1 protein-coding gene is annotated in these 438 nt (G+C 46.3%); it reads right to left on the minus strand.

Going from position 1 to position 438, the window contains the following annotated elements; genetic code table 11:
* Positions 1-398, minus strand: a 398-nt coding sequence (locus BTA35_RS16825) for a hypothetical protein (RefSeq protein WP_139363720.1), incomplete at its 3' end; no start/stop codon positions are given.
* Positions 399-438: the final 40 nt, after the last annotated feature.

Consider the following 438-nt stretch of genomic DNA (forward strand, 5'->3'; position numbering starts at 1 on the left):
CGCTTTGCGTCTGCCGCATCTTTTTCAGCTTTCTGGCGGGTTTTCAAGCTCTCGATATAGTCATACTGAGCCAACAAGGTTTGGCGCATTGGCTCAGTCATCTCCTCTTGACTGAGCTTGTATTCATACTGAGCACGGGCACCCAGCTCAAGGGCAATGATCTGTGCGTTATGACTGATTGCTAATTTGGAAAAGCTTTTCAATACGTCTTCAGAAACGGGACGATCACCCAATGGCTTTTGGCTGCTGGTTTGCTGTAAGCGTTTGAGCAACGCCTCTAACTCAGCTAGCTTTTGGTTGTACTGGGCAACGGTTTGATTGGCTGTATCAAATTCACCCTCTGCTTCAATCAGCTCACGTTGCCAAGCATCCATTTGATCTGCACCGACATTTAGCATGCTCAGATTCTTTTTTAATGACTCGATCTGATTAGCATAC

Source organism: Oceanospirillum linum, from assembly GCF_001995095.2.
Lineage (GTDB): Bacteria > Pseudomonadota > Gammaproteobacteria > Pseudomonadales > Halomonadaceae > Oceanospirillum > Oceanospirillum linum.